The sequence below is a fragment of the Bacteroides sp. CAG:189 genome, from assembly GCF_000432295.1.
GTDB lineage: Bacteria > Bacteroidota > Bacteroidia > Bacteroidales > Bacteroidaceae > Bacteroides > Bacteroides salyersiae.
Window position 1 is genome coordinate 1 of sequence record NZ_HF990970.1, and the last position, 1,084, is coordinate 1,084.

Consider the following 1,084-nt stretch of genomic DNA (forward strand, 5'->3'; position numbering starts at 1 on the left):
CTGAGCAGGATGCCAAAAAGGCTATCAGACACAAGAAAACACAATTCTGAATCTTTATGTTCATAGAAAACACTAATAAATATTATCCCTTTATTTTACTAATTATTATACTTCACTCCACGGATACGGGTTATCTTCTATTGTTTTCAGAAGATCGATCACCTCGCATTCATCCTTTGTCAGTTCCCGTCCCGACCAACTGTTTATAATTGTATGGGCGTCCTGAGCTAAATTGTCATCATAAACTTCACCGTAACAATAAGTCAGCAAACGGGCTTTCAAAAGCGAGGGTGGCAATTTATCCAACACCTCCCAACAACGGTTCAGGATACTCTGAATACGATTTTCCTTATCCCCGTTATTATATATCGTAGCGGTATACCCCATCAACAGGGACAGACAAAGAGCGGCTTCCTCCTCGGAAGTAACGCCATGACGGATGAACAGTGAATTGGCTTGACGGAAAACCTCACGATTCAGACGATTAAAATGATCACTATAAATGGGACTGCCGTCAACCCCCAAATAGAGCAGCTCGTGCGCCGAAGCATACAAAGCGGATATTTGAGATTCCAAAGAATTCAACATATATATTTTATTTACGATTTTACAATGTATGATTTACGATTGATATTACTTTACAAAACAGTTCAATATCAAATTGACAATTATGATGGGAAGCAGGGTGTATAGACTACAATATAGGTTCGATGAGCGAAGGGTGGATAAAGGTGGTGGCTACTGCCATTACACCACGAATGGAAACCACTACACGGCGGTCGTTCTTCACACGGATAAACTCCCCTTCCACTCCTTCGAAAATTCCTCCGGTGACGCGGACACGTTCACCTTTACGAAAAGAAACCGTTGAAGGCTCCAGATAAACCAGTTGCTGATCGCAATTGCCGGCAACAGCCATAAAACTACGCATCTGAATATCCGGAACGATGATCGGTTGACGGGGTTTCCCGGTCCATGATGTAACGGATGGGAGAAGACAAACCGACGGATTCTTTAATGGCATCGATACGGGCACGTGAAGAACAGACAAATACAAGGTTATGGACGGCAGGAACCAACTTGC

General features: G+C 42.9%; 1 protein-coding gene and 1 pseudogene. Both read right to left on the reverse strand.

Annotated elements, in window-relative coordinates:
• Positions 1-105 precede the first annotated feature (105 nt).
• Complete coding sequence (locus tag QVP90_RS00440) at positions 106-585, reverse strand: UpxZ family transcription anti-terminator antagonist (RefSeq protein WP_025820192.1); 480 nt, start codon at positions 583-585, stop codon at positions 106-108.
• Positions 586-694: 109 nt separating this feature from the next.
• Positions 695-1,084, reverse strand: a pseudogene (locus tag QVP90_RS00445) (UpxY family transcription antiterminator); the annotation flags it as partial.